Origin of the sequence: Stenotrophomonas sp. ATCM1_4 (genome assembly GCF_004348115.1) — a bacterium.
GTDB lineage: Bacteria > Pseudomonadota > Gammaproteobacteria > Xanthomonadales > Xanthomonadaceae > Stenotrophomonas > Stenotrophomonas capsici.
Window position 1 is genome coordinate 3827453 of the sequence record NZ_QPFB01000001.1, and the last position, 25182, is coordinate 3852634.

Genomic DNA, 25182 nt, shown 5'->3' on the forward strand with positions numbered 1-25182 from the left:
CAGCGCCGGCCCGGCCGGCTTCACGCCTGATATGGCGACACTTCCAGCCAGGCACAAGGCAGCGCCAGCGCGCCCTGCCCGGCCACGGCGGCGGCGATGACCGCATCAGCAGCGGCGATGTCGATGCCCTGCTGCGCATACCAGGCCGGGTTGTAGTAGCTGTGCGCGTAGCGTTCGCCGGCGTCGCACAGGATGGTGACGATGGACCCGCTGCGGCCGGCGTCACGCATCTGCTGCGCGGCGTACAGCACGCCGATGAAGTTGGTGCCGGTGGAACCGCCGACCCGGCGCCCCAGCGTGGCGCTGACGTGGCGCATCGCCGCCAGGCTCAGCGCATCGGGCACCTTGACCATCGCGTCCACGCTGGTCGGGATGAAGCTGCGCTCCACCCGCGGGCGGCCGATGCCTTCCACGCGCGAGCCGCCCTCGCAGGTCAGCGTGCGCCAATCGTCGCCGGCCAATGCCGCGCAGTAGCCGTCGTAGAACACCGACACTTCCGGGTCCGCGCACAGGATCAGGGTGTCGTGGCGGCGGTAGCTGACATAGCGGCCGAGCGTGGCGGCGGTGCCGCCGGTGCCGGGGCTGCAGACGATCCACTCCGGCACCGGGTGCGGCTCCTCGGCCATCTGCTTGAAGATGGACTCGGCGATGTTGTTGTTGGCGCGCCAGTCGGTGGCGCGCTCGGCGTAGGTGAACTGGTCCATGAAGTGGCCACCGGTTTCACGCGCCAGGCGCTCCGATTCGCAGTTCAGGTCGCAGGCGCGCTGCACCAGGTGGCAGCGGCCACCGTGGAACTCGATGGCGGCGATCTTCTCCGGCGAGGTGCTGGCCGGGATCACCGCGATGAACGGCAGGCCAAGCAGGCGCGCGAAGTAGGCCTCGGACACCGCGGTGGAGCCGCTGGAGGCCTCGATCACCGGGCAGCCCTCGCGCAGCCAGCCGTTGGCCAGCGCGTACAGGAACAGCGAACGCGCCAGACGGTGCTTGAGGCTGCCGGTGGGGTGGCTGGACTCGTCCTTCAGGTACAGGTCGACGCCGGGGAAGCCCGGCAGGTCCATCGGGATCAGGTGGGTGTCGGCCGAACGGTTGAAATCGGCTTCGATCTTGCGGATGGCCGACGCCACCCATGCACGCTGGGACATGGAACGCCACTTCAGTGAAGAGTGCCGGGAATTCTACCGGCTGGGGGATGGTTCGACGCTGGGAAGCCCCCCCTCCCCAGCCCTCCCCGTGGCTGCGCCAAAGGGAGGGGGCAAAGCCATCGACCTGCGAGGTCGTCGCAATACCGCCTTTCCGCCGTCTCCCTTTGGCGCAGCCACGGGGAGGGCCGGGGAGGGGTATGCCCTTCGCACGCACCCGAAACCCGATAAACCATTCAGGCCTTTCTTCACACTGAAATGGTATGGTTCAGGCCTGTTCCCGGACCCCAGCCCGTGCCGCGCATCCTGCTGCCCCTGCTGCTGTGCCTTTCCCTGATCGCCGGTGCGGTCGGGTCGGTATGGTCTGCGACGGTGATGGCGATGCCGATGGACGACATGGCCATGACCATGGACGCCGGCCACGACTGCTGTCACGAGGAAGCCAGCCTGCAATGCGCCGACGACGGGAGCGACGCCACCGCCGCCTCCTGTGCCGACGGCAACCACTGCGACTGCAAGCAGCACTGCAACATGCTGCCGGCCACCGCCATGGCCCGCCTGGGCAATCCCCGCCACACGCTCGCGCCGGTGCCACCGGTGCCCTCGCGCTACGACGTGGCCCCCGGCCAGCTGAACCGGCCTCCCATCGCCTGATCTCCCGCTGGCGCCCCGCGCGCCGGTACGCAGATGCCTGCGCCACGGCCCTGCCGCGGTGCTTCCTTGATCTGTTCAGGACATGCCACGACGCATCGTGATGCGCGGGCATGGCCGGGAGTTCCACATGTCATCCGATTTCCTTTCCGATTCGCGCTCGGCGCTGTCGCGACGCCGCTTCGTGCAGGGCCTGGCCCTGGGCGGCGTTGTCGCCGGTGCCGGGCTGGGGCGCATCCCCGATGCCCTCGCCCGTACCCCTGCCGCCATGGCCACCGGCGCCACCGAACTGCGCGGCACCGACCTGCAGTTGGCCATCGGCCGCTCGGCGGTCAACTTCACCGGGCGCACCCGCGGTGCGATCACCGTCAACGGCTCGCTGCCGGCGCCGATCCTGCGCCTGCGCGAGGGCGATACCGTCAACCTGCGCGTGGCCAACACGCTCACCGATGAGATGACCTCGATCCATTGGCACGGCATCCTGCTGCCGGCCAACATGGACGGCGTGCCGGGCCTGAGCTTCAACGGCATCGCACCGGGCGAGGCTTACCAGTACCGCTTCCAGCTCAAGCAATCGGGCACCTACTGGTACCACAGCCACTCGCTGTTCCAGGAGCAGGCCGGCCTGTACGGCGCGTTGATCGTCGACCCGCTGGCACCACCGCCGTACCACTTCGACCGCGAGCACGTGGTCATGCTCTCGGACTGGACGGACATGGATCCCAATGCCCTGCACCGGCGCATGAAGAAGATGCCGATGCACGACAACACCTACCAGCGCACCGTCGGCGACTTCCTGCGCGATGCCCGCACCGATGGCCTGCGCGCCACCCTGGCCGATCGCGGCATGTGGGGCCGGATGCGGATGACGCCTTCGGACATCTCCGACATCAATGCCCACACCTACACGTACCTGATGAACGGCACCGCGCCGGCGGGCAACTGGACCGGGCTGTTCCGCAGCGGCGAGAAGGTGCTGCTGCGTTTCATCAACGGCGCCTCGATGACCTACTTCGACGTGCGCATCCCGGGCCTGAAGATGACCGTGGTCGCGGCCGACGGCCAGTACATCCATCCGGTCAGCATCGATGAGTTCCGCATCGCGCCGGCCGAGACCTTCGACGTGATCGTCGAGCCGACCGGGCAGGATGCGTTCACGCTGTTCGCCCAGGACATGGGCCGCACCGGCTACGCCTGCGGCACCCTGGCGGTACGCCACGGCCTGCAGGCGCCGATCCCGCAACTGGACCCGCGCCCGCTGCTGACCATGGGCGACATGGGCCATGACATGGGCGGCGGCGGCCATGCCGGCATGGAAGGCGGTTGCGGCGCCAACATGGGCAAGGGCATGGAAGGTGGCTGCGGCGCGGCCATGGGCCACGGCGGTGGTGACAAGGCGCCGAAGCACAAGCCGAGCGAGGCGGGCAACCCGCTGGTGGACATGCAGACCGCGGCCACCGAACCGAAGCTGGACGACCCGGGCATCGGCCTGCGCGACAACGGCCGCCAGGTGCTCACCTATGGCGCGATGCGCTCGTTGTTCGAGGACCCGGATGGCCGTGAGCCCGGCCGCGAGATCGAGCTGCACCTCACCGGCCACATGGAGAAGTTCGCCTGGAACTTCGACGGCATCCCGTTCGGCGGTGCCGAGCCGATCCGCCTGAACTACGGCGAGCGCATGCGCATCGTGCTGGTCAACGACACGATGATGCAGCACCCGATCCACCTGCACGGCGTGTGGAGCGACCTGGAGGATGCCGATGGCCAGTTCCAGCTGCGCAAGCACACCATCGACATGCCGCCGGGCACCCGCCGCACCTACCGCGTGCGTGCCGATGCACTGGGGCGCTGGGCCTTCCACTGCCACCTGCTGTACCACATGGAAGCGGGGATGATGCGCGAAGTGAGGATCCAGGCATGAAGACACTTTCCCACTCCCTGCTGTTCCTCGCGCTGGCCGCCAGCGGCCCGGCATTGGCCCAGGACCCGCACGCCGGACACGGCACGACGACGAGTCCGGCCGCAGATCCGCACGCCGGCCATGCACCACCGAAGGCAAACGCCGATGCGCATGCCGGACACGTGATGCCGGCGGCGCCGAAGGACGACCCGCACGCCGGGCACGTGATGCCGCAACCGCCGGCGCAGGACCCGCATGCCGGCCACGACATGTCGGCCATGGACCACGACGCGCATGCAGGGCACGCCATGCCGGCGAAGGCCGCCAGCGACACCCCCCGCGAGCCGATCCCGGTGCCGACGGCCGAGGATCACGCCGCGGCGTTCCCGGTGTTGAAGCCGCATGCGATGGAACATGCACCGGCGTTCAACAGCCTGGTGGTGTTCGACCACCTGGAGGGCTGGGACAACGACCAGGGCAGCGGCCAGTCGTGGGGCGTCAACGCCTGGTTCGGCAACGACATCGATCGCCTGTGGGTGCGTAGCGAAGGCAGCCGCAGCGACGGCAAACTCGGCGACTGGTCGGTGGATGCGCTGTACGGGCGTTCGATCTCACCGTGGTGGGACGCCGTGGCCGGTGTCCGCCACGACAACGGCCGCCAGATACCGGACCTGACCCGCGCGGCGATCGGTTTCCAGGGCATGTCGCCGTACAAGTTCGAAGTCTCGGCGATGGCCTACATCGGTGGCACCCGCAAGGCCGAGCTCGCCGTCGAAGCCGAGTACGACGTGCTGCTGACCAACCGCCTGATCCTGCAGCCGGTGATCGAAGCCAGCATCGCCGCCGATGACGATCCCCGCCGCGGCGTGGGCAGCGGGCTGGGCCATGTCGAGGCCGGCCTGCGCCTGCGCTACGAGATCACCCGTCGCTTCGCGCCCTACGTCGGCTTCGTGCATGAGCGCAAGTTCGGCCGCACCGCCGACATCCATCGCGATGCCGGCGAAGGTACCCGCGAATCACGCTGGGTGGCCGGTATCCGCTTCTGGTTCTGACCGCCATCGCTGGCGTGCGACGTGCGCGCCAGCACCTACCTCATCCAAGGAACATCCCATGAAGATCCTGCACACCCTGCTGCTCATCGCCGTCGCCACTGTCGCACCGGCTACCCTCGCCCAGGCCCAGCATGCGGGCCACGCCGCGCACGACCACAGCGCACACGCCGCCAAGCCGGCCACCAACGCGGCGGCAAGCGATGTCGAGGCGACCTTCAAGCGCCTGGACAGCAACAACGATGGCGCCCTCACCCGCCAGGAACTGCCGGCCAGGCATGCACTGCTGCCGCATTTCGACATGAGCGATGCCAACCGTGACGGAAAGCTCGACCTCAACGAGTTCAAGCGCGGCATGTCCATGCTGTAAGCCCTTGGCCGCGCCGGCACACCACCGGCGCGGCAGTCCCGACGGAGTTCAATGACATGAAACTGCTTTCAACAAGCGCCCTGCCCGCCCTCGCCCTGGCCGCCAGCACGCTGCTGGTCAGCGCCTGCAACGCGACACCGGCCGCGCCTGCCGCCAAGGCGGCCAACGCAACGGTCGACGCCGTACCCGCACGCGCCACCTTGCCGGTGGTGAAGGTGCACAAGGACCCCAACTGCGGCTGCTGTGGCGGCTGGGCCGAGCACATGCAGGCAGCCGGATTCCCGGTGGAAATCCATGACACCAGCGACATGGCCTCGGTGAAGCAACGCCTGGGCATTGGCGAGGGCATGATGTCGTGCCACACCTCGGAAATCGATGGCTACGTGGTGGAAGGCCATGTGCCTGTCTCCGCGATCCAGAAGCTGCTGGCCGAGCGACCGAAGGCCCGCGGGCTGGTGTTGCCAGGCATGCCGATCGGCTCGCCGGGCATGGAGTCGCCGGATGGCTATCGCCAGCCGTTCACCGTCGCGTTGCTGGCCGAGGACGGCAGCCTGAGTGAGTTCTCGCGACACGAGTGAGTTCGTGGCCGAATGAAAAAGCCCTTCTCCGCAATGGAGAAGGGAAATGGCAGAGACCGGCTGTTCGTGGCAGGAAGTGGCTGCATTCCTGCTGCTTAAGCCCCTCTCCCGCTTCGCGGGAGAGGGGCTGGGGTGAGGGCGCTGTTGAAGCACGCAGAAGCAAACGCTCCCCTCATCCGCCCCTGCGGGGCCCCTTCTCCCGCAGGCGGAAGAAGGGGGATCAATGTGCACCGCGAACTCGCCGCTCCCTGTCCCGCTAGCGGGACAGAAAAGCGCGCGCAAGCAACCACCAACCCTCAGATCTTGAAGTCGTCGTAGGCAATCCTCGACTCCTCGACCCCCAGCTTGCGCAGCAGCTGGCGCGTCGCCGACAGCATCGCCGGTGGGCCGCACAGGTAGAACTCGCAGCCCGACAGGTCCGGATGCTGGCGCAGCAGGTCCTCATGGATCGCATCGTGCACGCGTCGTGGCGCTCCGTTCGACGTATCCTCCGACCACACCGGGTGCCAACTGAAGTTCGGGTGCTGCGCGGCCAAGGCCTGCATCTGCTCGGCATACGGACAATCACGCCGATTGCGCGCGCCGTACCAGTAATGGATGCGTTCGCCGCCGCCCTCCTCCAGACGCTGCTGGATCATCGCGCGCAGCGGTGCCATGCCCGCTCCAGCCCCGATGAACACCTTCTCGCGCTCGACCCCGCTCAGGGCGAAATCACCGAACGGGCCGCTGTAACGCACCCGGTCCCCTTCGCGCAGCGTATACAGCCAGGTGGAACCCTTGCCGGGCGGATGACGCTTGTTCTCCTGCCATCCGGGGCTGAAGCGTGCCAGCAGCACCAACTCGCCTTCGGTCGCGGTCACCGGCATCGCCAGCGAATACGATCGACGCACCGATGCCTTGTTCTGCAGGGTGGCCGGCAATGGCAATGGCTTCCAGTCCTCGCGGTGTTCGTCCGGATGCCACAACGCGCTGCGAGGCAGTTCGTACTCGGGAACGTGCAGCTGCAGGTAGCAACCCGGCTGGAACTGGGCGTCGGCCGGGTTGTCCGGGCGCAGGTGGACCTCGCGCAGGAACGGCGTCACCGCGACCACCTTGACCACCGTGGCCCAATGCTCGGTCCACAGGCTGGCGCCACCGGCCACCTCGATCTCCAGGTCCTCGTCCACCGGCAGGTTGCAGGCCAGCCGGCAACCGACCTTCAACTTGGCCGCCGGCAGGTGCGACCGGTCCGATGCGGTGGCCTTGCCTGCGCCGCCGCGCACGCGGACTTCACACAGGCCGCAGCTCTGCCCGCCGCCACAGTTGGACGGCAGGTTCACGCCTTCGCGGGCCAGCGCCACGTACACGCTGTCGCCGTTGGCCGCGGTCACCGTGCGCAGGTGCGCGCCGCCCGGGGCGTACACCATCAACTGACGCCGCCGGCGCCAACGGCGCGGGATGAACTCGTGCAGGTGGAAGCTGGCCACCAGCAGCCAGAAGCCGGTCAACGCCAGCCACAGGCCGCCGATGCCCATGCCCACCACCAGCGGGTTGTTGAAGTTCACCCGCTCGCTGTAATCCATGATGTGCAACATCCAGAAGATGTCGAACAGGCGCCAGGTGGCGGTGCGGTGCTCCATCACCTGCCCGCTGTGCGCGGACACGTAGATCGTGGTGTCCTGCGCGTCGCTGAAGTCCACCCGCCAGACCGGGTCGGGGTTGGCCCGCGTTTCCAGGCTCTTTTCCAGGTACGTGGGTGCCGACGGCATGCCGTCACCGCGGTAGGCCGCCTGGGCCACGCGCAGTGCCAGCGTGTTGCTGATGTCGATGCGACGGCCATCGAGCGCATCGATCACCTCGGTGCCCTCCGGTGACTGCAGGCGGTAGACCGGCATGTCCAGCAACCAGCCACTGTCCAGCGTCGCCGCCGGATGCCGGGCCGCGCGCAGCGCCTCGGTCGGCGACACGGTGCCGGACGGCCAGGCCGGCATCTCGGCCTTGGGCGCACGCTGGGCGGTGCCTTCGATCCGATCAGGGTCGAGCAGGCCCATCATCAGGCCACTGCCCAGCCACACCACGAACTGCAGGCCGATCACCAGGCCCACCCACTTGTGCAGGGTCCGCATCCAGGGCGTCATGCCTGCCTCCGCTTGCCGAAGCTGTAGAACAGCAGCCAGATGCCACTGAGCGCGAAGCCCAGTCCGATCACCGCGGCCACCCGCAGCAGGGTGTTGTTGACGTCGGTGCGGTTCTCGTAATCCATGATGTGGAACATCCACAGGAAGTCAAACCAGCGCCACAGGCTGTGCCGGCGCGCCAGCAGTTCGCCGCTGTCCGGCGACAGGTACAGCGTGCTCTGGCCGCGGTCGGTGAAATGCACCGCCCACATCGGCACCGGCCGCGTCTTCACCTCCGACGGTGCCTGGGTGATCCATTCCACCCGCGCCACTTCGCCGTCGCCCTGGTAGAGCGAGCGGGCCAATGCGATCGCGCCGTCACGGTCCAGCGGTGGCAGGCGTTCACCGCTGCCGGCATCGACCAGGAACTTCGCGCCGCCCTGGCGCACTTCGTAGACCTCGCGGTCCAGCACATGCTTGAGCCGGAACGATTGCAGCTGCGGGTGGCGGGCCACCAGGGCATCGGCATCGATGCGCGCGGCCTGCGGCGGCAGCGGCTCGCCATGCGCGTGCGCCAGGTGGTCACCGTGGATCACGTCCAGCGGCACCACGGTCATGTAGACGCCGCTGAGCATCCACAGCAGCGCCTGCACGCCGATCACCAGGCCGATCCATTTGTGGGCGCGTCGCGCCCAGAATGCGGGTTTCATCAAGTCATCCTCACTCAGCATCGCGCCCCGCCGTCATCCGGCGGGGCGCCAGCGGTCACCAGCGGTAGCCGATGCGTGCGTACCAGCGGCGACCCAGCAGGTCGTAGGTCATGGTGTCGGTGTTGGCGTCGGTGTAGCTCTGGATGAAGGGCGGCCTCTTGTCGAAGACGTTGTCCAGGCCCAGCGAGACATCCAGCGCCTTGTTCACGGCGTACTTCAACTGGAGGTTGTGGTAGAACACCGACGGCGCATGGTCGCCGATGTCACCGCGCGTGGCATTGATGTCCTCGGCACGTCCGATGTACTGGGTGGACCAGGTACCCGACCACTGCGCGCGGCTGGCATTGAAGGCCACCAGGCCACGCCACTTGGCATAGCTGCCGCGGCCACCGGTGATCTTGCCGGCGTACTCGATGACATCGGCACCTTCATACGGCCGCACGTCATAGCGCTGCAGGTAGGACACGTCGGCACTGACGCTGGCATCGAAGCCGGCCACGTCGAACTCGTACAGCGCGCCCAGGTCGACGCCACTGACCCGCTCGTTGGCGGCATTCACCGGCTGCGAGGATAGGTAGTCCACCTCGCCGGTGCGCGGGTTGCGGGTGAAGTTGCTGGCATCGCAGAACGGGTGCGCCAGCCCCGGCGTGTTGTAGCAGATGGCCAGCTTGGTGGAACCGGCGATGCGCTGGATCGCGTTCTTGATGCGGATGTTGTAGTAGTCCAGCGTCAGCGTCAGGCCCGGGGCGAACGCAGGCGTCCACACCACGCCGGCGGTGAAGGAGGTGGCGTCCTCCGGCTTCAGGTCGGCGTTGCCACCGGACGTGGTGAGGATGGTGTTGCCCGGTTGCACGTAGCCGGCCGGCACGCCGTAGGCCTGGCAGTTGGCGCGCACCACCGAATCGGACGGCAGGCTGCTCCAGTTGCTGCACGGGTCGGTGGTGGTGAGGTTGCCTTCGGCGACGCCACCGAACAGCTCCGGGATGTTCGGGATGCGGAATGCGGTGGCGTAGGTGCTGCGCAGCTTCAGCGATGCGTTGACCTGCCAGTCCAGGCCGACCTTGTAGTTGTAGTCACGGCCGAACAGATCGTAGTCCGAGGCGCGCCCGGCCAGGTTGAGGTACAGCGAATCGGCGATGACGCTGTCCTGCAGCAGCGGGATGGCCAGCTCGGCGAACACTTCCTTGGCGGTGTACTCGCCATGGATCGGATCCTGCTGGTTGGTGTTGCCGATGCCGAGCACGGTCAGCGGGTCCGGATCACGCCAACCGCTTTCCTTGCGCACTTCCACGCCGGCGGCGAAGCCCACCCAGCCGGCCGGCAGCTCGAAGACCTGGCCGCTGAGGTTGGCGATGAAGCTCTTCTGCTCGTTGCCGCCGGTATCGCGCGAGCTGTACAGGATGTAGTCCAGCACCTCGCGGCTCAGGTCGCCGTAGCCCAGGTAGTCACCGCAGGGAATGGCCGCACCCGGCAGCGGGCTGCACAGCGCGCGGTCCAGGGTCTGCTCGACGCGGTCCAGGTTGGCCACGTTGTCCGAGCCGTCCACGCCGGTGTTGCGGCCCCAGTTGAAGGCCGCCGACCAGTCCCAGCTGGTGCCCAGTTGGCCCTTCAGCCCGGCCACGACGCGCCAGGTATCGGTTTCCTGGAAGAAGTGGCGCGGGCCCGCTTCCTCGAGGCGACGGCGCTGCAGCAACAGGTCCTGCCCTGTCGGGTTGGTCGGGTGATCGGCGGCGATGTTGATCGGCCGGTACACGCCCAGCGCGCCGGCCGTTGCCAGCTGCCTGGACTGGCGGTTGGTGTACATCAGCTCGACGAAGGCCTCGGTGGTGTCATTGAGCTTGCTGTCGCCGAACACGCTGAAGCTCAGGCGTTCGATCGGATTGACCGCATTGAGGGTGGGGTTGCCGTTGTAGTTGTGCTTGGCCGCCGAGTACGGCTCGTAGAAATCACCGTCGCCGCCGAGCACCTGGTTGAAGTTGACGCGGCTGCCATCGGCCAGCAGCGCACGACCGCCCACGGTGGTCGAGCTGCCCGAGCACACCAGCTTGCCATCGGATTCGATCAGGCCGCAGGGCGCGCGCGTGGCCATGTTCACCGAGCCGCCGTCGTAGTAGTTGATCGCCGCCATCAGCGAGCCACGCTCACCGGTGACGCCCCAGCTGAAGTCCACCGAGGTTTCCTCGCCGTCGCTCTTGCTGGTCTGGCCATAACGCACGGCCAGCTCGGCGCCGTCGAAGCCCTGTTTGGTGATGATGTTGACCACGCCGGCCACCGCGTCGGCGCCGTAGATGGCCGAGGCACCGTCCTTGAGTACTTCCACCCGCTCGATCAGCGATACCGGGATCACGTTCAGGTCGACCGAACTGTTGGCGCCGGTGCCGCCGTTGACGATGCGGCGGCCGTTGAGCAGCACCAGCGTGCGGTTGATGCCCAGGCCGCGCAGGTTGACCTGGGTGGTGCCGTAGCCGTTCTCGGCCCAATAGGCGTTGCTCTGGCTGCCGGCGAAGCCGGCCGAGGCCGGCAGGCGCTGCAGCAGCGTTTCCACCGAGGTGGCGCCGGAGCGCTCGATCGCCTCGGCATCCACCACGCTGACCGGGCCGACGCCGGACAACTGCGCGCGCTTGATGTGGCTGCCGGTAACCTGCACCGCATCGAGCGTGCGGGCGGCTTCGTTCTGGTTTTCCTGGGCCTGTGCGGCCTGGATGGCGGCCACACTCAACAAACTGCCAATGGCCACGGCCAAGGCGTTGGACTTCACGTACATGGTCTCTCTCCCGCTGGGGAACCTGTCTCTGGGCTGGGCGTGCGCAGATGCGCGCGCAAGGGCGTTGCAGCGTCGTCACGACGCGTAAAACACCGCTCAGGCGATGGGAGGTCGGAATACCCGGGAGAGTTTGCTGGCCGGCAACTGCAGTACCGGCAAGGGGACATCGAAGGTGACCGGCGGGTAACTGCCGGCGAACAACGCCACCGTCGTGGGTGGATACAGCGCCAGCACGCAGGCGCATTCACAGCCGGTGCTGTCACCGCAGGTGCAATCGGTGGCATCGGTGCCGCCGGGCTTGCCATGGCCGGCATGGGCCTTGGCCAGGACCGGCTTGGACGGCGCGCAGTCCGCCTGTGCCGCCACATCGCCGGCGGCGGCCACGCTGGCCGCCGTGTCCAGCGCCATGCGCGCGCCCACCCACGCCCCGAGCACGCCTTCGGCCGCGAGCACGCAGATCAGCAGCAGTGGCAGCCAGCAGCGGTACGGCATGGGGCCCGACGGTCCTCGTATATTTGTATATACATACAATCAATAGCGCGTCCGGAGAAAGCCTGTCAACTGCGCTGGCTTCCGGCGTGGGTCAGTCCGTGGGTGCGCCCCCTGCGCAATTGCCGGTACACCCCTTGTACCGGCGTCGTCTCCGCCCCATTCAAGTGCAATGCACGCGCACTTCAGCGGATCGCAGAGCGGCAACGACTATCCTGCGTCGCAGCATAGCCAGCGCATCTGCCAGCGCCAAGATGCGCGGGGCATGGCAATGACGATTTTTTCTGTCGATGCACCAAAGCGCTGGTTTTGGCTGGAAAACTGATTTCCGGTGCAACTTTTCCCGGCGTTGTTGATTACGGATGCAACATTCCCGATGCTGCCGCGACAACCCGTTTCCCCTCCCCATTCACTGCAACAGGATGTAATCGATGAGCGTTGAATCCCTCCGTCAGCAGCCCGGCGTGGCCGCGCAGGTTCCCGCCGAAACCCATGGCTTCGTGTTCAACCACACCATGTTGCGGGTCAAGGACATCACCCGCTCGCTGGACTTCTACACCCGCGTGCTCGGCTTCCAGCTGATCGACCAGCGCGACTTCCCCGAAGCGGCCTTCAGCCTGTACTTCCTGGCCTACGTACCGGCCGGCACCCCGGTCCCGGCCGACGACGCCGAACGCCGCCGCTGGATGGCCGGCACTCCCGGCGTGCTGGAACTCACCCACAACCACGGTACCGAGCACCAGGATGGCCCGGTCTACCATGACGGCAACAGTGACCCGCGTGGCTTCGGCCATATCTGCGTGTCGGTGCCGGACATCGAAACCGCCTGCGCGCGCTTCGAGGCGCTGGACGTGCCCTTCCAGAAGCGCCTGGCCGATGGCCGCATGAAGCACCTGGCCTTCATCAAGGACCCGGACGGTTACTGGGTGGAAATCATCTCCAACACCTGACGGCAGTGGGCAACGGAGGGATCACGGCATCCCGCGCATCATGGCGCCGGACCCCAGTGGTCCCCTCCGCCACCTTCATCCGAGGTCTGCATGGAAACCATGGAACTGCACCGTGGCCGCCTGATCGATCACCTGCAACTGGTGGTGCGCGACCTGGCCGCCAGCCGCCGCTTCTACCAGGCAGTGTTCGATGCGATCGGCATTCCCATCGCCGGCGAAGGCGATGACTATTTCTGGGCCGACGAGTTGTTCATTTCCACCGCCAGCAGTCAAGCCGCCGCCGGCCAGCTGACCGGGCGCCACCACCTGGCGTTCCAGGCGCGCGACAGCGCCACCGTCGATGCCTTCCACAAGGCCGCGCTGGCCGCCGGTGGCACCGACAACGGTGCCCCTGGCGAGCGCCCCTATCACCCGGGTTACTACGGCGCCTTCGTGCTCGACCCGGATGGCAACAACATCGAAGTGGTCTACCACGGCCCGGCGCGCTACAGCGCCGACTCGGTGAAGGTCACGTTCTGATCCATGCGCGGGCATGCGCCCGCACTGCGGCACCGGCGCGTGTCACCTGCACGGCCGCTGTCGCCGCGTTCCCTGCACTGTTGTGGTCCTGCCCCCCGGCTGGCGCGCCGGACCGGGTAACGCAAACGGCCAGGTGCGGATGCACCTGGCCGTGATTCACCACCTTCGGGGCCGGTGACCGCCTCAGTGCGCGGCCATGTAGATGTCCTGCAGCACGGCCTTCTCCAGCTCCAGCTCGCCGAGCAGGTTCTTGACGATGTCGCCCAGGCTGAGGATGCCAACCAGCCGCCCGCCCTCGGTGACCATCAGGTGGCGACGCCGCGAGTACGTCATCAACGACATCGCCTGCTTCAGGCTGGCTTCGGGCGCGATGCCTTCCAGTCCCATCGACGGCAGGCTCGAGATCACCCGGCGTCCCGCCTGCGGTCCATCGTCGGCCAGCGCGCGCACGATGTCCTTTTCGGAAATGATGCCCACTGGTGCGTCGTCATTGAGCACCACCAGTGCGGCAATCCGGTTCGCACTCATCTTGTGCGCGGCGGCACCGATCGTGTCGTGGGTGTCGATGGTGATGACAGTTTCTTTCTTCGATTGCAGAAGTTCTCGAACGTTCATTCTTGTTTCCTGTTGCAGGTCACTGAAGTCGAAACCGTGCTCTGCCGATACGCCCCTCCCGGGAACAGATCTTCCAGCGCACTTGTGGCGCACCTGCCTGCCGTTTGACACGTCGTCGGCAGGCAGGGCGCTGCATCGCGGACGGGGCCGGCAATTGCACGCCTCGTCCTGTGCCACTTCGATTCTACGGCTGCATCCCGGCGGCATATGTCGCCACGAATGGGATGGTTCGTCGTGGAACCGGATGACGATCCGGAGCATGGCACCGCGGGCGAAACCGCCACTGAATGTCCGCGAACACCGCCGCTTGACGTTCGCCGGTTGCCGACGCCGATCGGTTGCCCGGATCGATGCCCTGCACCGGCGGCCAGGCACTCCCCGCCACTGCCGCCCATGCCGCGAACAGGCAAAAGAAAAGCCCGGCGCATGGCCGGGCTTCATCACAGCGTCGGGGGAGAGAGAACCGGGCTGCTGGAGGTGATTATCCGCAGCCCCGGTTACGCTCACGTGACAGCCATCATTCCACTGTCACGCTCTTGGCCAGGTTGCGCGGCTTGTCCACGTCGGTGCCTCGGGCCAGCGCCGTGTGGTAGGCCAGCAGCTGCACCGGGATGGTATGCACCACCGGGCTCAGCACCCCGGCGTGGCGCGGGGTACGGATCACGTGCACGCCCTCGGAGGCATTGAAGTTGCTGTCCTGGTCGGTGAACACGAACAGCTCGCCGCCACGCGCACGCACCTCCTGCATGTTGGACTTCACTTTCTCCAGCAGGCTGTCGTTGGGCGCGATCACCACCACCGGCATCTCCGCGTCCACCAGCGCCAGCGGGCCGTGCTTGAGCTCGCCGGCCGGGTAGGCTTCGGCGTGGATGTAGGAGATCTCCTTGAGCTTGAGCGCGCCTTCCAGGGCAATCGGGTAATGCAGGCCGCGGCCCAGGAACAAGGCATTGGACTTGCCGGCGAAGCGCTCGGCCCAGGCGATGATCTGCGGCTCCAGGTTCAGCGCATGCTGCACGCTGCCCGGCAGGTGGCGCAGCTGCTCCAGGTAGTCCGCTTCCTGCGCGGCGTCGACCTTGCCATGCAGCTTGCCCAGCACCACGGTCAGCTGGAACAGCGCCGCCAGCTGGGTGGTGAAGGCCTTGGTCGAGGCCACGCCGATCTCGGCGCCGGCGCGGGTGTAGCAGACCAGCTCGCTGGCGCGCGGGATGGCGCTCTCGGGCACGTTGCAGATCGACAGCGTGTGCAGGTGGCCCAGCGACTTGGCGTACTTCAGCGCCTCCATCGTGTCCAGGGTTTCACCGGACTGGGAAATGGTGACCACCAGATGCCTGGGGTTGGCGTAAGCCGCGCGATAACGGTACTCGCTGGCAATCTCGACGCTGCACGGCAGGCCGGCGATGGCCTCGATCCAGTAACGCGCGGTCAGGCCGGCATAGTAGCTGGTGCCACAGGCCAGGATCTGCACGCCATCGATGTCCTTGAGCACCGCTTCGGCGTTGGCACCGAACAACGTGGCCGGGAAGCCACCGGCGTCGATCGCCGCTTCGGCGGTATCGGCCAGCGCACGCGGCTGCTCGTGGATTTCCTTCTGCATGAAGTGGCGGTACGGGCCCAGCTCCAGCGAGGCCAGCGACACGTCGGACAGGCGCTGCTCGCGCTGCGCGGGGGCATTGTCGGCATCGAACACGCGCACGCCCTGGCGGGTCAGCTCGGCGGTATCCCCCTCTTCCAGGAACATCACCCGGCGCGTGGCCTGGATGATGGCCGAGACGTCGGAGGCCACGAAGTTCTCGCCGTCGCCCAAGCCGACCAGCAGCGGGCAGCCCATGCGCGCCACCACCATGCGCTCGGGCTCCTTCTGGCTGATCACCGCCAGCGCGTAGGCGCCGGTCAGCTCCTTGACGGTGCGCTGCAACGCGCCGAGCAGGTCGTCGTGATCGGCCTTGAGGTGGTGGTGGATCAGGTGCGCGATGACCTCGGTATCGGTCTGCGACTCGAAGGCATAACCCAGCGCACGCAGCTTCTCGCGCTGCTCCTCGTGGTTCTCGATGATGCCGTTGTGCACCAGCGCCACGCCGTGGCTGATGTGCGGGTGGGCATTGGACTCGGTCACCCCGCCATGGGTCGCCCAACGGGTGTGGCCGATGCCCAGTTGCGCCTGGAAATGCTCGGCGGCGGCGGCGCTCTCCATTTCGGCCACCCGGCCGGTACGGCGCACGCGGCGGATGCCGTCCCCCTCGAACACCGCGATGCCCGACGAGTCGTAGCCGCGGTACTCCAAACGCTTGAGTCCTTCAATCAGTACCGGAACCACATCGCGATCCGCGATCGCACCCACAATCCCGCACATAGTTCGTCCATCTGGAATAACAGGCGGACATTCTAAGTCAGCCGGTTCGGACATCCAGCAGACATTGCCGGACAACCCGCGCGGACACTGTCCGCAGAAGTGTCCGCGGACACCCGGACACACCCGGACATCGAATTAAATTCAACAATTTCAATATGTTGAAGTTGGCACGCAGCGTGCTTAACCAATACCAACCTCTGCTGCGAAGCCCACGATGATCCGCGACACCTCCGCCCAGGACCGAGTCTCCACCCAGCCCCAGCAGCCCAAGTGGCGCCGCTGGCTGTGGCCCGCCGTGGCCACGGTCGCGGTGGTGGCCGGCATCGGCTTCATCGCCAACAAGTGGGCCGGCGCCAGCCGCTCCTTCGACAGCAGCCGCGTGCGCATCGCCGAAGTCGGCCGCGGCGACCTGGTCCGCGACATCGCCGCCGATGGCCGCGTGATCGCCGCCAACAGCCCGGTGCTGTACGCCATCTCCGCCGGTACCGTGACCCTGAAGGTGGTGGCCGGCGACGTGGTCAAGCAGGGCCAGGAGCTGGCGGTGATCGACAGCCCGGAACTGCGCAGCAAGCTGGCCCAGGAACAGGCCACCCTGGCCGGCCTGGAGGCCGAGGCCAGCCGCGCCGCCCTGGACGCCACCCTGGCCCGCGCCACCGGCGCCAAGATGTCCGACCAGGCCGGCCTGGTGCGCATCGCCGCCCAGCGCGACCTGGACCGCTACCAGCGCGGCTTCGACGGCGGCGCGGTACCGCAGGTGGACCTGGCCAAGGCCCAGGACGAACTGAAGAAGGCCCAGATCGAGCTGCAGCACGCCCAGCAGGACGCCACCCTGCAGAGCCGCGGCGCCGACCTGGACGCCCGCAACAAGCGCCTGCTGGCCGAGCGCCAGCTGGCCGTGGTCAACGAAGTGCAGCGCCAGGTCGATGCGCTGACCCTGCGCGCCCCGTTCGATGGCCAGGTCGGCCAGGTGCAGGCCACCCAGCACACCCAGGTCGCCGCCAACGCCCCGATCCTGAGCGTGGTCGACCTGTCCCGCTTCGAGGTCGAGATCAAGGTACCGGAGAGCTTCGCCCGCGAACTGGCCATCGGCATGCCCTCGCAGCTGACCAGCGGCAGCGGCCAGCCCTTCCCCGGCGAGATCTCGGCGGTGTCGCCGGAGGTGGTCAACGGCGAAGTCGTGGCCCGCATCCGCTTCTCCGACAAGCAGCCCGAAGGCCTGCGCCAGAGCCAGCGGATGAGCTCGCGCATCCTGCTCGACACCCGCCGCAACGTACTCAAGGTCGAGCGCGGCCCGTTCGTCGAACAATCCGGCGGCCGTTACGCCTACGTCGTCACCGGCAGCATCGCCACCCGCCGCCCCGTGCAGCTGGGCGTGAGCAGCCTGGGCGAGGTGGAAGTGGTGTCCGGCCTGCAGCCGGGCGAAAAGATCGTGGTCTCCGGCGCGGATCTGTTCGGCGACAACGAACGCGTCTCCATCAATTGATTGAACGCCGGGAGCGGGGCACGGCAAGTCATCCAACCGGCCCCGCGCGGCACCACCGCCCTGCTCCCCGCGCCTTGTTCCCCCCTGCCCCGCAACCTCGTCCCCAAAGGAAATAGACATGCTCCATATGCAATCGGTCTCCAAGGTCTTCCGCACCGAACAGGTTGAAACCCACGCGCTGCGCTCGCTGGACCTGCATGTGCGCGAAGGCGAGTTCGTCGCCGTCACCGGTCCGTCCGGCTCGGGCAAGACCACCTTCCTCAACATCGCCGGCCTGCTGGAAACCTTCACCAGCGGCCAGTACCTGCTCGATGGCCAGGACGTGAGCCACCTCGGCGACGACGCGCGCTCGCGCCTGCGCAACCAGAAGATCGGCTTCATCTTCCAGGGCTTCAACCTGATCCCCGACCTCAACCTGTTCGACAACGTCGACGTACCGCTGCGCTATCGCGGCATGGGCGCGGCCGAGCGCAAGCAGCGCATCGAGCAGGCACTGACCAGCGTCGGCCTGGGCTCGCGCATGAAGCATTACCCGGCCGAGCTGTCCGGCGGCCAGCAGCAGCGCGCCGCCATCGCCCGCGCCCTGGCCGGCAGCCCGCGCCTGCTGCTGGCCGACGAACCGACCGGCAACCTGGACACGCAGATGGCCCGCGGCGTGATGGAGCTGCTGGAGGAGATCAACTCCCAGGGCACCACCATCGTCATGGTGACGCACGACCCGGAGCTGGCCGCACGCGCCCAGCGCAACGTGCACATCGTCGACGGCCAGGCCACCGACCTGCTGCGTGAGCCGGTGCTGGCCCACGCCTCGCGCATCGCCGAAACCAACACGCAGGGCTGAGGACCGCGCATGTCCCTGTTCACGTACTACCTGCAACAAGGCGTGCGCAGCTTGCGCCGCACGCCGGTGCTCACCGGGCTGATGGTGCTGTCCATCGCCGTGGGCATCGGCGCGTCGATGACGACGCTGACGGTGATGCACCTGCTCTCGGGCGATCCCCTGCCCGGGCGCAGCCAGCACCTGTACTACCCGCAGGTGGATGCGTCCCCGCGCGGCGAGAAGTCGCGCGTCGATCCGCTGGACATGCTCGACTACACCTCGGCGGTCGATCTCTGGCGCGATGGCCCGGCCGAGCGCAAGGCACTGGTCGCCAACAGCCCGGCCAAGCTGTCCGCCCCCACCAGCAGCGCGCCGGCCAGCATCACCCCGATGCTGTCCACCACGGCCGACTTCTTCCCGATGTTCCAGGTACCGATGGCCTACGGCAGCGGCTGGTCGCGCGAGGACGACGAGCGCCGTGCGCGCGTGGCGGTGATCTCCTGGAACCTCAACCAGCGCCTGTTCGGCGGCAAGGACAGCGTCGGCCAGATGCTGCGCATCCGCGACAGCGAGGTCCGCATCGTCGGCGTGCTCAAGCCATGGCGCCCGGCACCGCTCTACTACGCCGTGGCCGGTGGCCGCTTCTCCCAGGGCGACACCGCCGATTTCTACCGCGCGCCGCAGGACGTGATGATGCCGTTGTTCAGCAGCCTGCAGGTCAATGCCGGCAACTTCCAGCAGTTCACCTGCTGGGGGCTGCCCGAGCAGCCCGGCCACCTGGAGAACAGCAACTGCGTGTGGTTGCAGCAATGGGTGCAGCTGGACACGCCGGCGCAGGTCAGCGCCTACGAGCGGTTCCTGCAGGGCTACGTGCAGCAGCAACAGCAGCTGGGCCGCATCAGCCAGCCGGAACTGGCGCGCCTTTCCAGCCTGATGCAGTGGCTGGACTTCAACGGCGTGGTGCCGCGTGACGTCCGCCTGCAGGCCTGGATGGCATTGGCCTTCCTCGGCATCTGCCTGTTCAACACGGTGGGCCTGCTGCTGGCCAAGTTCCTGCGCCGCACCAGCGAGATCGGCGTGCTGCGGGCGTTGGGCGCGACCCGCGCGATGGTCTTCCAGCAGTGCCTGATCGAAGCGGCGCTGATCGGCCTGGCCGGTGGCCTGGGCGGCTTGCTGTTGACCGCGTTCGGTCTGTGGAACATCCGCCAGCAGCCCTTGGCCTACGCGGACATGATGCAGCTGGACCTCACCATGCTCGGCTCGACTCTGGCCGCTGCCGTCGTCACCACCTTGTTGGCGGGACTGCTGCCGGCGCTGCGCGCCGCCCGCATCGACCCGGCCCTGCAGATCAAGGCACTGTAAGCATGGATATCAAACCCATCCTGGTCGCACTGTCGCGCCACCGCATCGCCGCCACCCTGATCACCCTGGAGATCGCGCTGGCCTGCGCGGTGCTGTGCAACGCGCTGTTCCTGGCGGTTTCGCGCATGGATCTGATCGGCATGAACAGCGGCGTGGACGAGAGCCGCGTCGCCGCCCTCAGCCTCGATGACTGCGACGGCTGCCAGCCGGCCGAACTCAACGGCCGCTGGCTGCAGCAGCTGCGCAGCCAGCCCGGCGTGCAGGCGGTGGGCGTGGTCAACGCCGTGCCGTTCGGCCAGCGTGCCGGCACCGCCGGCATCAGCCTGGACCCCGAAGGCAAGCACTTCGGCGGCGTGCCGCATTTCTACCTGCTCGATCCCGGCGCGATCGACGTGATGCAGCTCAAGCCGGTGCAGGGCCGCAGCTTCACCGATGGCGACTTCCAGCCGGTGGAGAACTACCTGCCGGAGAGCGCCCAGGTGTGGATCACCCGCGCCCTGGCCGCCCACCTGTGGCCGGGGGAATCGGCGCTCGGCAAGCAGTTCTGGATGTCCAGCAACCGCTTCACCGTGGCCGGCGTGCTGGAACACTTCGCCCGTCCCGACCCGGGCCGCAGCGAGAGCGGCGTGGCCAGCGCGCAATGGTCGGTGATCGTGCCGGTCCTCACCCACGCGCAGAGCGGCACCTACGTGCTGCGCGCCGATGCGGCGGACCTGCCGGCGATCATCCGCGACGCGATGGCCGCTGCCTCCAAGGTCACCCCCGAAGCCATCCTGTCCACCGACTACAGCGCCACGCTGGCCCAGCTGCGTGACGCCTACTTCCGCCAGGACCGGGCGATGACCCGCCTGCTGCTCGGCGTGTGCCTGGCGATGCTGCTGGTGACCGCGCTGGGCATCATCGGCCTGGCCAGCTTCTGGGTGCAGCAACGCACCAAGCAGATCGGCATCCGCCGTGCGCTGGGGGCCACCCGGCGCCAGATCATCGGCTACTTCCAGACCGAGAACCTGTTGCTGACCGGCTTCGGCATCGTACTGGGGATGCTGCTGGCCTTCGCCGGCAACCAGGTGCTGATGCACTACTTCGAGATTGACCGCCTGCCGCTGTACTACCTGCCCGTCGGCGCCGTACTGCTGTTGCTGCTCGGGCAGGTCGCCGTGATCGGCCCTGCCCTGCGCGCGGCTGCCATCCCACCCATCGTCGCCACCCGTAGCGTTTGACCTCGCCGAGGACTTCCCATGTTCAGCTACTACTTCAAACTCGCGATCCGCAGTTTCGGTCGCAACAAGATCCTCACCACGCTGATGGTGCTGGCGATCGCCCTGGGCATCGGCGCGGCGATGACGACGCTGACCGTGTTCAAGGTGCTCTCCGGCGACCCGATCCCGCAGAAGAGCGACCGGCTGTTCTACGTGCAGCTGGACCCCTACACGAAGGAGGGCTACCAGCCGGGCGAGGAGCCGGAGCGGCAGCTGACCCGCTTCGATGCCGAGGAACTGCTGCGGCAGAAGAAGGCGCCACGCCAGGCGATGATGACCGGCGGCGGCGGCATCCTCGATCCGCGCGTGGACGCGCTCAAGCCGTTCAGCGTCGAGATGCGCTACACCTCGGCCGACTTCTTCCCGATGTTCGAGACCCCCTTCCTGTATGGCAACGGCTGGAGCGCCGGGGAGGACGCCGGCCGCAGCCGCGTGGCGGTGCTCAGCAAGTCCCTCAACGAGAAGCTGTTCAAGGGTGAGAACAGCGTCGGCAAGGACGTGCTGATCGAAGGCCATGCGATGCGCGTGGTCGGCGTGCTGAACGACTGGAACCCGCGCCCGAAGTTCTACGACATCACCACCGGCCGCTTCGACCGCGAGGAAAGCGTGCTGCTGCCGTTCTCCACCTTCATCGACCTGAAGCTGGAGCGCAACGGCAACATGAACTGCTTCGGCCGCGAGATCGTCAACGACGCGCAGGCATTGAACGTGCCCTGCTCGTGGGTGCAGTACTGGGTGGAGCTTGATTCGCCCAGCGACGCCGGTGACTTCAAGGCCTACCTGGACAACTATTCCGAGCAGCAGCGTGCCTCCGGCCGCTTCGAGCGCCCGGCCAACACCCGCCTGCGCAACGTGATGGAGTGGATGGACTTCACCCAGGTCGTGCCGGGCGACGTGCGCCTGCAGATGTGGCTGGCCTTCGGCTTCCTGCTGGTGTGCCTGGTCAACACGGTGGGCCTGCTGCTGGCCAAGTTCCTGCGTCGCAGCGGCGAGATCGGCGTGCGTCGCGCACTGGGTGCCAGCCGCAGCGAGATCTTCAAGCAATGCCTGGTCGAGGCCGGCACCGTCGGCCTGGCCGGCGGCATGCTCGGCCTGGTGTTCGCGCTGCTCGGCCTGTGGGCGGTACGCCAGCGTCCCGCCGCGTACGCCTCGCTCGCCCACCTGGACGGCTCGATGCTGCTGGTCACCTTCGCGCTGGCCGTGTTGGCCAGCCTGCTGGCCGGCGTCCTGCCCGCCTGGCGGGCCATGCAGGTCACGCCCGCACTCCAGCTGAAGAGCCAATGAGGTACCGGTCCGGGGCGTGCGCGGCGGCAGGCCGCCACGCCACGACCTTCCGCGTAGTGCCGTCCCCAACGTCTGGCGGGGGGCGGGGTTGAAGAAGGGTTCGATCCACTCCCCTTTCATCCTCGCACCTCTTCACCTTACTCCTCGCTCCACCGGAGAACCCTCATGGAAATCCGCCCCATCCTCTCGACGCTGTCGCGGCACAAGACCGCCGCCGCCTTGATCGTGCTGGAGATCGCGCTGAGCTGCGCGATCATCTGCAACGCGCTGTTCATCGTCTCCCAGCGCATCGAAGTCATGGAACTCCCCAGCGGCATCGACGAAAGCCACCTGCTGGAGATCGGCCTGAGCGGCATCGGCGAGCAGGTCGATGCCGATGCGCGTACCGCCGAAGACATCGCCACGCTGCGCGCCATCCCCGGCGTGGAGAACGTCGCCATCACCAACCAGCTGCCGTTCCAGAGCGGCTCGTGGAATACCTCGCTGTCGGCCAGCCCCGAACCCGATGCGCAGTCGGTCAACGGCGCGCAGTACATGTTCGGCGAGAACATGGTGAAGACGCTGGGACTGGAGCTGCTCGCCGGCCGTGACTTCAATGCCGACGAATACAGGAGCAACGAAGAGCTGTCCAAGACCACCGCCACCGAACAGATGCCCTCCAGCGCCATCCTCACCGACGCGATGGCCCGGCAGTTCTTCCCCGATGGCAACGCCGTCGGCAAGACCGTCTACATGCTGGGCATCCCGATCACCGTGGTCGGCGTGGCCAAGACCCTGCTGCGCCCCAACATGCAGAACAACAACCGCACCTACGGGGTGATCTTCCCGATCCGCATGAGCTTCTCCGGCGGTGGCCGCTACATCATCCGCGTCGCCGACCCCGCGCGCCGCGACGAGGTGATGAAGCAGGCATTGGCGACCCTGGAGAAGAACGACCCGAACCGGCTGGTGTGGACCAACCTCACGCTCGAGGAGAAGCGCGCCAAGAACTTCGCCAACGACCGCGACATGATCGGCCTGCTGCTGATCGTCAGCGGCCTGCTGTTGCTGGTGACCGCGGTGGGCATCATCGGCCTGGCCAGCTTCTGGGTGCAGCAACGCACCAAGCAGATCGGCATCCGGCGCGCCCTGGGCGCCACCCGCGGGCAGATCCTGCGCTACTTCCAGACCGAGAACTTCCTGCTGGCCGGCATCGGCATCGTGCTGGGCATGCTGCTGGCCTACAGCCTGAACTACTGGCTGATGGGGCGCTACGAGCTGCCACGCCTGCCGTTGCTGTACCTGCCGGTCGGTGCGGTGTTGCTGTGGGTGATCGGGCAGATCGCGGTGTTCGGCCCGGCCCGTCGTGCCGCCTCGATCCCGCCGGCCGTGGCCACCCGCAGCGCCTGACCACGACAAAGGGATCCCATGTTCGGCTACTACCTGCAACTGGCCTTGCGCGGCTTCGGCCGCAACAAGGTGCTGACCACGCTCATGGTGCTGACCATCGCGGTCGGCATCGGTGCGACGATGACCACGCTGGGGCTGTACTTCGTGCTCTCCGGCGACCCCATCCCGCACAAGAGCGGCCAGCTGTACTACGCGCAGCTGGAACCCCGCACGCTGGGCAAGGACGCCACGCTGGACAAGGATCCACCGCGGCAGATGAGCCGCTATGACGCCGAGGAGCTGCTGCGGCAGAAACGCGCCGACCACCAGGCGGTGATGTCGGCCGGCGCGGTCACCGTGCAGCCGGCCGGCAGCGCGGCCCAGCCGTTCCGGGCGATGGCGCGCTACACCTCGGCCGACTTCTTCGCGATGTTCGACGTGCCGCTGCACAGCGGCAATGCCTGGAACGCAGCCGATGACGAGGCCCGCGCGCAGGTGGCGGTCATCGACCGCAAGCTGGCTGCCACCCTGTTCGGCGACGATGCCGCGGTGGGCCGGGAAATGCGGCTGCCGCAGGGCGTGTTCCGGGTGGTTGGCGTGATGGATGACTGGCGCCCGGCCCCGCGTTTCTACGACCTGAGCAGCCAGCGCTACGGTGGCGACGAGCAGGTGCTGCTGCCGTTCTCCACCTCGCGCGCACTGAAGCTGGACACGCAGGGCAACGTGCATTGCTGGGGCAACAGCAGCGGCGTGGACGGCGGCAACTATGGCCTCAACGCACCCTGCGCATGGCTGCAGTATTGGGTGGAGCTGGACTCGCCGCAGAAAGCGCGGGACTACCTCAAGTACCTGGCCGACTACTCCGACAGCCAACGCGCCAGTGGTCGCTTCGAACGCCCCACCAACGTGCGTCTGTACAGCGTGATGGACTGGCTGGACTTCAACCGCATCGTGCCCAACGACGTGCGCCTGCAGATGTGGCTGGCGTTCGGTTTCCTGCTGGTCTGCCTGCTCAACACGGTGAGCCTGCTGCTGGCCAAGTTCCTGCGCCGCAGCGGCGAGATCGGCATCCGCCGCTCGCTCGGCGCATCCCGCGCGGACATCTTCCGGCAATGCCTGACCGAAGCCGGCGTGATCGGCTTCGTCGGCGGCGCGCTGGGGTTGGGCTTCGCCGCCTTCGGCCTGTGGCTGATCCGCCAGCAGCCCGACGAGTACGCCAAGCTCGCCCACATGGACACCACCACGCTGTGGCTGACCTTCGCCCTGGCCGTCACCGTCAGCCTGCTTGCCGGCCTGTTGCCGGCCTGGCGCGCGATGAAGGTGCCGCCAGCCCTGCAGCTCAAGAGCCAGTAATGCGCTTCGGACTGAACCTGCTTGGGGAGGGACGCTCCGGCTCTCCCCTTGTTTCGGGGCCTCGTCCATCGTC

General features: G+C 67.4%; 21 protein-coding genes. 14 read left to right on the forward strand and 7 right to left on the reverse strand.

Annotation, left to right across the window (positions count from 1 at the left end):
• Positions 1–20: 20 nt before the first annotated feature.
• Positions 21–1142 (reverse strand): PLP-dependent cysteine synthase family protein, encoded by a 1122-nt coding sequence (locus ATCM_RS17445; protein ID WP_132865741.1) that lies wholly within the window; start codon positions 1140–1142, stop codon positions 21–23.
• 291 nt (positions 1143–1433) lie between these two features.
• On the opposite strand from ATCM_RS17445, the gene ATCM_RS17450 reads away from it, so the two are divergent.
• From ATCM_RS17450 to ATCM_RS17470, 5 genes are all read left to right on the forward strand, one after another.
• Complete coding sequence (locus tag ATCM_RS17450; RefSeq protein WP_165931214.1) at positions 1434–1793, forward strand: CopL family metal-binding regulatory protein; 360 nt, start codon at positions 1434–1436, stop codon at positions 1791–1793.
• A gap of 127 nt (positions 1794–1920) precedes the next feature.
• Positions 1921–3711 carry a copper resistance system multicopper oxidase gene (locus ATCM_RS17455; protein WP_132865743.1) on the forward strand — a complete coding sequence of 597 codons (1791 nt, stop codon included), beginning with the start codon at positions 1921–1923 and terminating at the stop codon, positions 3709–3711.
• Complete coding sequence (locus ATCM_RS17460) at positions 3708–4742, forward strand: copper resistance protein B (protein WP_132865744.1); 1035 nt, start codon at positions 3708–3710, stop codon at positions 4740–4742. Before ATCM_RS17455 ends, ATCM_RS17460 begins: the two co-directional genes overlap by 4 nt.
• A gap of 58 nt (positions 4743–4800) precedes the next feature.
• Positions 4801–5109: an EF-hand domain-containing protein gene (locus tag ATCM_RS17465; RefSeq protein ID WP_165931215.1), complete on the forward strand. Its 309-nt coding sequence runs from the start codon at positions 4801–4803 to the stop codon at positions 5107–5109.
• A gap of 56 nt (positions 5110–5165) precedes the next feature.
• Positions 5166–5687: a DUF411 domain-containing protein gene (locus ATCM_RS17470; RefSeq protein ID WP_192287736.1), complete on the forward strand. Its 522-nt coding sequence runs from the start codon at positions 5166–5168 to the stop codon at positions 5685–5687.
• 296 nt (positions 5688–5983) lie between these two features.
• On the opposite strand, the gene ATCM_RS17475 is transcribed toward ATCM_RS17470, so the two are convergent.
• The 4 genes from ATCM_RS17475 to ATCM_RS17490 form a co-directional block, all read right to left on the reverse strand.
• The gene (locus ATCM_RS17475; protein ID WP_132865746.1) at positions 5984–7804 is read right to left on the reverse strand and encodes a 2Fe-2S iron-sulfur cluster-binding protein; all 1821 of its coding nucleotides are present in this window, start codon (positions 7802–7804) and stop codon (positions 5984–5986) included.
• Positions 7801–8493, reverse strand: coding sequence for a PepSY domain-containing protein (locus ATCM_RS17480; protein ID WP_132865747.1), 693 nt, complete (start codon positions 8491–8493; stop codon positions 7801–7803). Before ATCM_RS17480 ends, ATCM_RS17475 begins: the two co-directional genes overlap by 4 nt.
• A 55-nt stretch (positions 8494–8548) precedes the next feature.
• Positions 8549–11257: a TonB-dependent receptor gene (locus ATCM_RS17485; RefSeq protein ID WP_132865748.1), complete on the reverse strand. Its 2709-nt coding sequence runs from the start codon at positions 11255–11257 to the stop codon at positions 8549–8551.
• Positions 11258–11353: 96 nt separating this feature from the next.
• Positions 11354–11749 carry a CopL family metal-binding regulatory protein gene (locus ATCM_RS17490; protein ID WP_132865749.1) on the reverse strand — a complete coding sequence of 132 codons (396 nt, stop codon included), beginning with the start codon at positions 11747–11749 and terminating at the stop codon, positions 11354–11356.
• Between the two features lie 428 nt (positions 11750–12177).
• On the opposite strand from ATCM_RS17490, the gene gloA reads away from it, so the two are divergent.
• Positions 12178–12696 (forward strand): lactoylglutathione lyase, encoded by a 519-nt coding sequence (gloA, locus tag ATCM_RS17495; RefSeq protein WP_132865750.1) that lies wholly within the window; start codon positions 12178–12180, stop codon positions 12694–12696.
• Positions 12697–12786: 90 nt separating this feature from the next.
• Entirely contained in the window at positions 12787–13215 is a 429-nt protein-coding gene (locus ATCM_RS17500; RefSeq protein WP_132865751.1) for a VOC family protein, read from the forward strand.
• 183 nt (positions 13216–13398) lie between these two features.
• Here ATCM_RS17500 and ATCM_RS17505 read toward each other — a convergent pair whose 3' ends face one another.
• Entirely contained in the window at positions 13399–13830 is a 432-nt protein-coding gene (locus ATCM_RS17505) for a CBS domain-containing protein (RefSeq protein ID WP_132865752.1), read from the reverse strand.
• 517 nt (positions 13831–14347) lie between these two features.
• Positions 14348–16180 carry a glutamine--fructose-6-phosphate transaminase (isomerizing) gene (glmS, locus tag ATCM_RS17510; protein ID WP_132865753.1) on the reverse strand — a complete coding sequence of 611 codons (1833 nt, stop codon included), beginning with the start codon at positions 16178–16180 and terminating at the stop codon, positions 14348–14350.
• A gap of 214 nt (positions 16181–16394) precedes the next feature.
• Here glmS and ATCM_RS17515 point away from each other — a divergent pair, with 214 nt between their 5' ends.
• The 7 genes from ATCM_RS17515 to ATCM_RS17545 all read left to right on the forward strand — a co-directional run bounded on the left by ATCM_RS17515 (position 16395) and on the right by ATCM_RS17545 (position 25109).
• Entirely contained in the window at positions 16395–17663 is a 1269-nt protein-coding gene (locus tag ATCM_RS17515; RefSeq protein WP_132865754.1) for an efflux RND transporter periplasmic adaptor subunit, read from the forward strand.
• 118 nt (positions 17664–17781) lie between these two features.
• A complete protein-coding gene (locus ATCM_RS17520) occupies positions 17782–18504 on the forward strand; it encodes an ABC transporter ATP-binding protein (protein WP_132865755.1) in 723 nt (240 codons plus the stop codon).
• A gap of 15 nt (positions 18505–18519) precedes the next feature.
• A complete protein-coding gene (locus ATCM_RS17525; RefSeq protein WP_132866227.1) occupies positions 18520–19845 on the forward strand; it encodes an ABC transporter permease in 1326 nt (441 codons plus the stop codon).
• A 2-nt stretch (positions 19846–19847) separates the two neighbouring features.
• Positions 19848–21065 carry an FtsX-like permease family protein gene (locus ATCM_RS17530; RefSeq protein ID WP_132865756.1) on the forward strand — a complete coding sequence of 406 codons (1218 nt, stop codon included), beginning with the start codon at positions 19848–19850 and terminating at the stop codon, positions 21063–21065.
• Between the two features lie 18 nt (positions 21066–21083).
• Complete coding sequence (locus tag ATCM_RS17535; RefSeq protein ID WP_132865757.1) at positions 21084–22388, forward strand: ABC transporter permease; 1305 nt, start codon at positions 21084–21086, stop codon at positions 22386–22388.
• 165 nt (positions 22389–22553) lie between these two features.
• Positions 22554–23777: an FtsX-like permease family protein gene (locus tag ATCM_RS17540; protein WP_132865758.1), complete on the forward strand. Its 1224-nt coding sequence runs from the start codon at positions 22554–22556 to the stop codon at positions 23775–23777.
• A gap of 18 nt (positions 23778–23795) precedes the next feature.
• Positions 23796–25109, forward strand: coding sequence for an ABC transporter permease (locus ATCM_RS17545; protein WP_132865759.1), 1314 nt, complete (start codon positions 23796–23798; stop codon positions 25107–25109).
• Positions 25110–25182 lie beyond the last annotated feature (73 nt).